The organism is Lachnospiraceae bacterium (assembly GCA_022794035.1).
GTDB lineage: Bacteria > Bacillota > Clostridia > Lachnospirales > Bianqueaceae > CALWPV01.
This window is the reverse complement of sequence record JAAWDX010000001.1, coordinates 208425-215804: the sequence shown is the minus strand read 5'-3', so window position 1 is coordinate 215804 and position 7380 is coordinate 208425. Positions and strand designations below refer to the sequence as shown.

The window sequence follows — 7380 nt, the reverse complement described above, 5'->3', positions numbered from 1 at the left end:
TTTGTAAGAATGATATATAAGTTTGATCAGACGTCCCCGTGACGCCCCTGTAGTATGTGCTATACCAAAAAGCTATACATAGTCATAATATAAATTATGCTTCAACTTGTCAATATTGTTTTTTTAAAAATTCACACTTTAAAGAAACTTTTATCCGAACCTTTACATCACCCCTTTTAAAATTAAGAGCATGGCCGTGCCCGGCAGTCCAAACAGACCGCAAATTCCTCCCGTCAGCAGGTTAAGGCCTACCTGAAGCTGCGGTCCGAACGCGACAGCAGCCAGCTGTAATAAACAGAGCCCTACTGCTGCATTGCGGACAAAGCCCAAAATAAATTTCCTCATTCCCGGCCATATGATCATCACCACGGAAAGCGATAATAAAATAATCATAGCCTCTACCATCCATCTAGCTCCCATAAATAAAACACCCCAATCCATAATATAGTACAATTTATGCATTGGGGTGTTTTATTTATGCTTGTTCCTTATCCTCTGTATTCTCCTGTTCTTCCGGAGCAATGACAATCCGGCCATCGACAACCTCTAATTTAACCTTGTGGCTGGTTGCGCCGATCTCATCCAGCATCTGCGAAGGAATCTGCAGCCTGCCGGCCCTGTCCAGCACTGTGAATTCTTCATGTGCTGCTTCCGCCATCGCCTCTGCCATGCCATCGTCCAGCCCATCCAGCTCCTTCATGCGCTCCCGATAGCTCTGCCGCATGATCATCTCACTGCTGGTCTTTCCATCGCGGATGGAAACCACACGGTTGACCTTCTTCGCCAAATGACGGTCATGCGTTACAATCACAATCGTAAGTCCGAGCTCTTCATTCAGCGCACGGAATGTATCCAGTAGATAATCGCTCGTTCTCACGTCTACGCTGCCAGTAGGCTCATCCGCAAGCAGCAGCTTGGGATCGTTTGCCAGCGCAATGGCAATGGCCACACGCTGCTGTTCTCCGCCGGAAAGGGAGCTTAGCTTACTGTTTTTACGATGCCCGAGGCCTACCAGCTCCAAAAGCTCCATTGCGCGCTCCCTTTGCCGCCGCCTGGTCGTAAACATCATCGGCATCTGCACATTCTCCAGCGCGGTTAAATAGGGCATTAGGTTACGGGCGTTGTTTTGCCAGACAAAGCCAACTATGTCACGCTTATAAGCCACCAGCTCTGCTTCTGAAAGCTTAAACAGATCCAGGCCATCCACATACAGACGTCCGGCCGAAGGGCGGTCCAGCCCGCCAATCATATTCAAAAAGGTCGACTTACCGCTGCCGCTGTTGCCGATGATCGCCATCAGCTCGCCCTTCTGCACAGTAAGCTCCAGCCCCTGCAGCGCCAGTACCTCTATGTCTTCTGTCTTATAAATTTTGACCAGATTCTCGCACTCAATCATATTTTCAGCCAATGATCTCACCATCCTCCAGCTCATAGACCTGATCGCCGATCTCCATCAGCCCCGTATCATGCGTCGTCATGATGACCGTGACTCCTTCATCCTGGCAAAGATCTTTAAAAATTTTCATTACCTGTAGTCCTGTATTGGTATCCAGCTCTGCCGTAGGTTCATCGGCAAATAAGACCGCAGGCTTATGCGCCACCGCCCTGGCAATGGCCACACGCTGCTGCTCACCGCCGGAAAGCTCCTGCGGCATATGCTGCATCCGAGCGCCCAGCCCCACCATATGCAGGCATTTAGTGACCCGCTCCTTCCAGTTTTCCTCGTAGCCGGCAAGCCGAAGACTAAACTCTACATTTTCATAGGCCGTCATCATCGGAATCAGCGCTACGGACTGAAAGATATAGCCTACCTCTTTACGCCGCAGATGGGTCCTCTGCTTTTCAGACATTTTCGTAAGCTCATTATCGCCTAAAAATACGGTTCCTTCTGTGGGCTGATCCAGTGCGCTTAAAATGTTCATGAGCGTCGTTTTACCCGAGCCGGAGCGCCCTTTGAGGATTGTCAGCTTCCCTCTGGGGATTTCCATATCGATATGCTTAAGCGCCCAGAACAGATCGTCTCCTCCTACCTCAAAGCCCCGGGAGACGTTTTTTACGATGATCATATTTTTTGTATCCATCCGCATTAGTCCTCCCCTAGCTTGAGCGCCTGCGCGATCTTAATCTTTTTAATCATCCATCCTAGAATGATCATGCAGCTAATCATCACAACCGCGACCACCAAATACAGCTTAAACTGATCGCCTCCTGCACCGCTGATTTCGAGCGGAATAAGCTGATCTGCACTGCTGTATGCCATTTGAATGAGCGGCACATAAAGCTGTGCGGCGAGCTTGCCTACCATGGCTCCGGTCACAATGGAGATTCCTGACATAAAGACCTGTTCGTTAATCAGCATTCCCAGCACCTCTTTCATGGCCATTCCCATTGCCCGGAAGATGCCGAATTGGAGCGCTCTGGACTGAATCGACAGGATCCAGTAGATCAAAAAGCCTACGCTGCAAAGCACCAGTACCACGATAAAACCAACGGTCAGGATTCCGTTTGTGGCCTGAAACACCGGATCGTTCTTTAAATCAATCAAATCAGCATTGGTATCTATAAATAGATCAAATGCGACTTCCTGCTGCTCTGCAAAATCATAGATATAGCGAGAGGAATCTCCTGCATTCTTCATCCAGATCTGATATGGCAGGACTCCCCACTTCAGCTGAAGCTGTGACAGATGCGCTACGATAAAATAGGATTCGCCGTTTTCTTCCGCCTCGGGCGGTATCATGCCCGGCCAATAGTCGACAAAGCCGTAGATGACGCCTCGTATCGTGGACTTGCCGTTTTCTTCGTAGCTGATGCGTTCGCCCAGCTTATAGCCCAGCTTGTCGCGGAAGCTGGTTGACACCAGCACGGCTTCCGGATCCTGTGACATGGCGTTTAGATAATGGTACCAATGCTCCGGCAGCAGTCCGTCCTTCATATACGCGACCTGACCGAATTCCTTGGTGTTGATCCCCATGAGCGTAACCTTGTTGATCCGGCTGCTGCCGCCAACGACTCGGGTGCTGCCCCGCACCATTACCTTTGTCACGGCTTCTGCCCCTTCGAGGAAGGCATATTTGCTGTAATCGGGCTCGATGAAGACCTCTTCTGTTTCTTCTGTGCTCATGGCGCCGGTGGAACCAAATTTGCGGCTGCCCCAGCTCTCCATGACCATTACATCGGCGCCGTTGATATAGCGGATTTTTTCTTCTGCATTATTATTGATGGTATGCGCTGTCTCGGCGCTGAAAATCCCCAGTGCCATCGTCAGAATTAAAAATACCATAATAAAGTTTTGATTATCGCGGCTGCGCAGCATCCTTAAAAAAGAGGCGTACAGAGCCGGAGACCATAATTTTTTGAAGGTATGAAAGACGATCTTGATCAGAATGGGGAAAAGCCTTACGATGAATAGCGCACATCCCAGAATAAACATAGAACTGCATATGTAAAGAAGCGGATCCAGCGCGGCGCCTCCTTCTACCCGCTCTGCAAGATAGGCGGCCTGATTATGATAGGAATACAGGCCGTACAGCGATACACTCAGCAGCAGCACATCCACGAAAAGCTTCTGCCACAGGGGCTTTTTCTTTTTATGGTTTCGGCGCTTATGATCAACAATTCCTACTTTAGAATACTGCACAGCCGGCAGTACCATCGTTAAAACGGAGAGAACAGCGGCTCCCAAACCAAACAGCCATACTGGCAGATAAAAGCGCGCCGGCAGCGCCGTTCTCTGAATAAACTCCAAAAATGCATTGGCGGAGCCTACGATCTGACAAATCAGGTATGAGAGCGGCAGTGCAATCACAAATGATACGGCGGCGATGAGTGTGCTCTGCAGTAAATATATGGTCAAAATTTGCTTTCGGGAGGCTCCTCTGCTTTTGATCATGGCAATCTCATTTTGTTCCATGCCCAGCATCTGCCCAGATACCATAAAGATAAATACCATCAGCAGCAAGAAGACAGGAATCTGAAGCACCACCAGCGTGACGTCAAGCTTATCTGCACTCACCAGATAAGCATCGAGCGTATCATAGAAAACGGCGCTAAAGCCGTGCGAATACAGGGCATCTGCTTTTTCGGTATAGACATCGCACAGTTCTAGCAGGTCATATACCTGCCCGCCCTTAAGCTGCTGATAATCCAGCATGATGTGCTGCGCGCGGCCAAAGCTCTGTCTGTTTTCTGCATCCTCTACCATCTTTTTTACAAAATCGTTTTGATCGACAAAGAGGTAGTTTTTGAGACGATTGGGATTGTTAAACCAGTACGGGTCTGTCTGATTTTTAGGCTCGATCACCCCAGTAATCAGCACCTGATACGGTTTTTCTGTTTTGACGTTGATCAGCTTCTCCAATGTCAGCAGCTCACCTACCACCAGACCACTCTCCATGAGCGTCTTCTGGCTGACAACTGCCTCTAAAACCAGTGGATCCTGCACAGTCTCCGGGAGCCTTCCTGATACGATATTTACATGCTCTCCTAATCGTTCCAGCCCTTCAAGACGTGCATTAAAACTGTCTTTATAGGTGCCTCCCTCTGCCTCATGCCTTACCACTACATCTGACTTATAATATTCTGTCACGGTTTCCGCAATCGGAATGGGACATTCCTGCACAAATTCGTTGCGGAGCGTCTCTAATTTTTCCAAATTTTCATACGGTGTCCGATCCAGTGCTTTTGTGCTGTAGATCGCTCTGAATTCAAGCGTTCCCGGATAGCGATCCCCTGTCTCCATAAGATGCGTCAGGTTTTTATACAGCATCCGCTGCAGCACTGCGTCCGAATACATGGGACTGCATGCAGCAATGCTAATCAGCAGGATATTGCCAATCAAGAGACTGAGAACCATCCATTTTTTACTGAATAATTTATTCTTTACAAATCCCAGCATGGCCCCACCCCCCTTATTCTAAGACTACCGTCTGGCCTGGCTCCAGACCTTCTGTTACCCATGTGACGCCTGCATTTTCACCGCCGACAGAGATATAAACCTTTTGCATACTATTGTTTTCTCCTAGCACAAACACGTAGTAGCTGGTTCCCTCTTTTTTGACGGCCTTACTGTCGACCAAAATTACATCGGATTTTCTAATTAAATTACCCGTCACTTCTAAAAATCCCACGCTGTCAGCCAGCATAATGCCTGCATCATCAGGCTGCACAACCACCTCATCCATTTTCTGACCTGTCACATGCGCGCAGCTGACAACGGTTCCGGTATAGCTTTTTTTCGCCCATTTGTCGTACAGCTCCACCTTACTCAAATAGGGCACTGTACCGAAGGCACTGTTATTGACAAAGCAAATCGCTCTGCTGCTTGTGTCCTCCAGCACAATCAGCGTCTCGTAGGCGACGACCTTATTCCCTTTTTGGAAGCTTCGGCTCACCGACTGCACCCTGCCGTCAAATGGCGCAATCATGCGGCCGCCCTCTTTTCTCTCCCGAAGCTCCTGCAGGCTTTTGCGCAGCGTCTCAGCTTGCCGTTCTGTTTCTGCTACCTGCTGCGCATATTCGCTTTTAAGCTTTTCTAACTCCAGCTCTGCAATCTGATACTCATAGGATGTCAATGTCTTTAAGCTTTCCTGCTTGCTTTCAATGGCCTCCTGATACCGTGTGTGAACTTTTGCCAGCGAAGTCTCTGCATTTTGAATCGCCAGCTCCCTTTCTAAAATATCAGCGTCACTCACTGACGTCACTTCAAAGGTAGCAAGCACATCCCCCTTTTTGACCTCCTGCCCTTCCTGTACCATAAGGTCGCCATAGCGATCCTCTGAATTTTCCCAATACAGCCTTTCTTGCTTCAGGCATGTGATCTGCGCGTTGGTTGAAAAGGGAACCTCAAAGTCTCCTGTATAAGCCTCCGCGGTGCGATAGCCGCTTCCGGTGATACTCCCAAGCTCTATATACTGCGCTGTACTTTGCTGCTCCGCCACTTGTGCGCAGCCGCCGGCTGTAAGCAGCATCGCAGCCGCCAGCGCGCAGGACAGTGCTCTTTTTTTATTCACGCCCATATATTTCATCTCCCTCATGCAGTCCGTCTACAACCTCGGTGTGCGTTGCCGTGGTAATCCCGATTGTGATATATGTCTTAACCCTTTGCCCGTCCTGCGCTTTATACACAAAATACCCCATTTCATCGGACTGTACGCAGGCTCTGGGCAGCACAAGCGTGTCTTCGCTGTATTCTCTGTATACGCGCACGGTACCGCTCTCCCCAAACTGGACCTCCGGTTCGGTCTTAAATGAAAACCGGCTGGGCAGCACAATCTTATTTAAAGCTGCCTGATAATAATACTCTTCATCATAAGGAATATAGGTCACCTCATATGTCTGATTATTGATGACAACATCCATTTTAGTAAAACGCTTTAAGGAGCTGTTGCTGTATTTATCTCCTCGCAGCTGTATTACATCCTCATTGGCCAAAATCATGACGGTTTTATATTCATTTACCCGTTCGCCTTCATTGCAAAGAACGCTGACAATACGGCCGGAGCAGGGGGCCTTTAGCGTATCCTCTCCCACCTTGTCCAGCAATATTTGTCTCTGCTGCTGCTTTTGGGATGCCTTATGCTGATACTCCTCCTGCTTTTGCGTATACGCAAGCTCCGCCTGCCGCACTTTGATGCGCGCCTGCTCAATATCATACTGTGTAACCCCTGATACGGGCGGCTGCGGCGCTATTGTACTGCTTTCCTCTCCGGAATCTGAACTTTCTTCAGCAGAGGATTCATTGGAGCTATCCTCAGATGTCTGATCTGAGCTGTCTTCTGAATTTTCGGCGCTGTCTTCCGGAAGTGAGGATTCATCCGCTGCGCTCTCATCGGTGCGGCTCTCCTCATCCCCCTCCGAATTCTCCTGAAGCTCTGACGCTTCCCTTTCTTGCGCCTGCGGCGCCTGTGCTATGCTGCGGTCAGAGGGCTGCTGGGCACGCTCGTAGTCTGCCTGCAGCTTTTCATATTGAAGCTGCGCGATCTGCACTGCAAGATTTAGCTGCTTTAACTGATGGGCATAGGAGGTCTCTATGTATCCTATCTCCTCCTGCACCTCTTTGATCTGATCCATCAGATCGGATTGATCGATCGTTGCCAGCACTTCGCCTTCTTTGACCAGCTGTCCTTCGTTTACCCGTACGCTGCTGAGTTGACCGTCCATTGTGAAGTACAGCTCTGTTGTTTCGGGCACCACGGATACATCGATGGAATCGGCGCTGTAAAAGCTGCGGCGTTCTACTTTAATTGTGCTGACGCCTACAGATGCTGGCTCCAGAAGCTCCGGCGCTTCCTGCACCGACCTGCCGCAGCCGCTTAGCAAAAGTATTGAAGCTATGGCGACAATGCCTATCTTTTTCCTATTTCTCATATGCGCTCATCC

General features: G+C 49.3%; 6 protein-coding genes. All 6 read right to left on the bottom strand.

Going from position 1 to position 7380, the window contains the following annotated elements; genetic code table 11:
• Positions 1-162 precede the first annotated feature (162 nt).
• The 6 genes from HFE64_01065 to HFE64_01040 are packed head-to-tail and all read right to left on the bottom strand — an operon-like array spanning position 163 to position 7368.
• A complete protein-coding gene (locus tag HFE64_01065) occupies positions 163-462 on the bottom strand; it encodes a hypothetical protein (GenBank protein MCI8632061.1) in 300 nt (99 codons plus the stop codon).
• A 13-nt stretch (positions 463-475) separates the two neighbouring features.
• Positions 476-1396, bottom strand: coding sequence for an ABC transporter ATP-binding protein (locus tag HFE64_01060; protein ID MCI8632060.1), 921 nt, complete (start codon positions 1394-1396; stop codon positions 476-478).
• A 4-nt stretch (positions 1397-1400) separates the two neighbouring features.
• Positions 1401-2081 carry an ABC transporter ATP-binding protein gene (locus HFE64_01055; GenBank protein MCI8632059.1) on the bottom strand — a complete coding sequence of 227 codons (681 nt, stop codon included), beginning with the start codon at positions 2079-2081 and terminating at the stop codon, positions 1401-1403.
• Between the two features lie 5 nt (positions 2082-2086).
• A complete protein-coding gene (locus tag HFE64_01050) occupies positions 2087-4897 on the bottom strand; it encodes an ABC transporter permease (protein ID MCI8632058.1) in 2811 nt (936 codons plus the stop codon).
• Positions 4898-4910: 13 nt separating this feature from the next.
• A complete protein-coding gene (locus HFE64_01045; protein MCI8632057.1) occupies positions 4911-6017 on the bottom strand; it encodes a hypothetical protein in 1107 nt (368 codons plus the stop codon).
• Positions 6004-7368 carry a biotin/lipoyl-binding protein gene (locus HFE64_01040; protein MCI8632056.1) on the bottom strand — a complete coding sequence of 455 codons (1365 nt, stop codon included), beginning with the start codon at positions 7366-7368 and terminating at the stop codon, positions 6004-6006. The genes HFE64_01045 and HFE64_01040 overlap by 14 nt, the downstream gene beginning before the upstream one ends.
• Between the last annotated feature and the right edge of the window lie 12 nt (positions 7369-7380).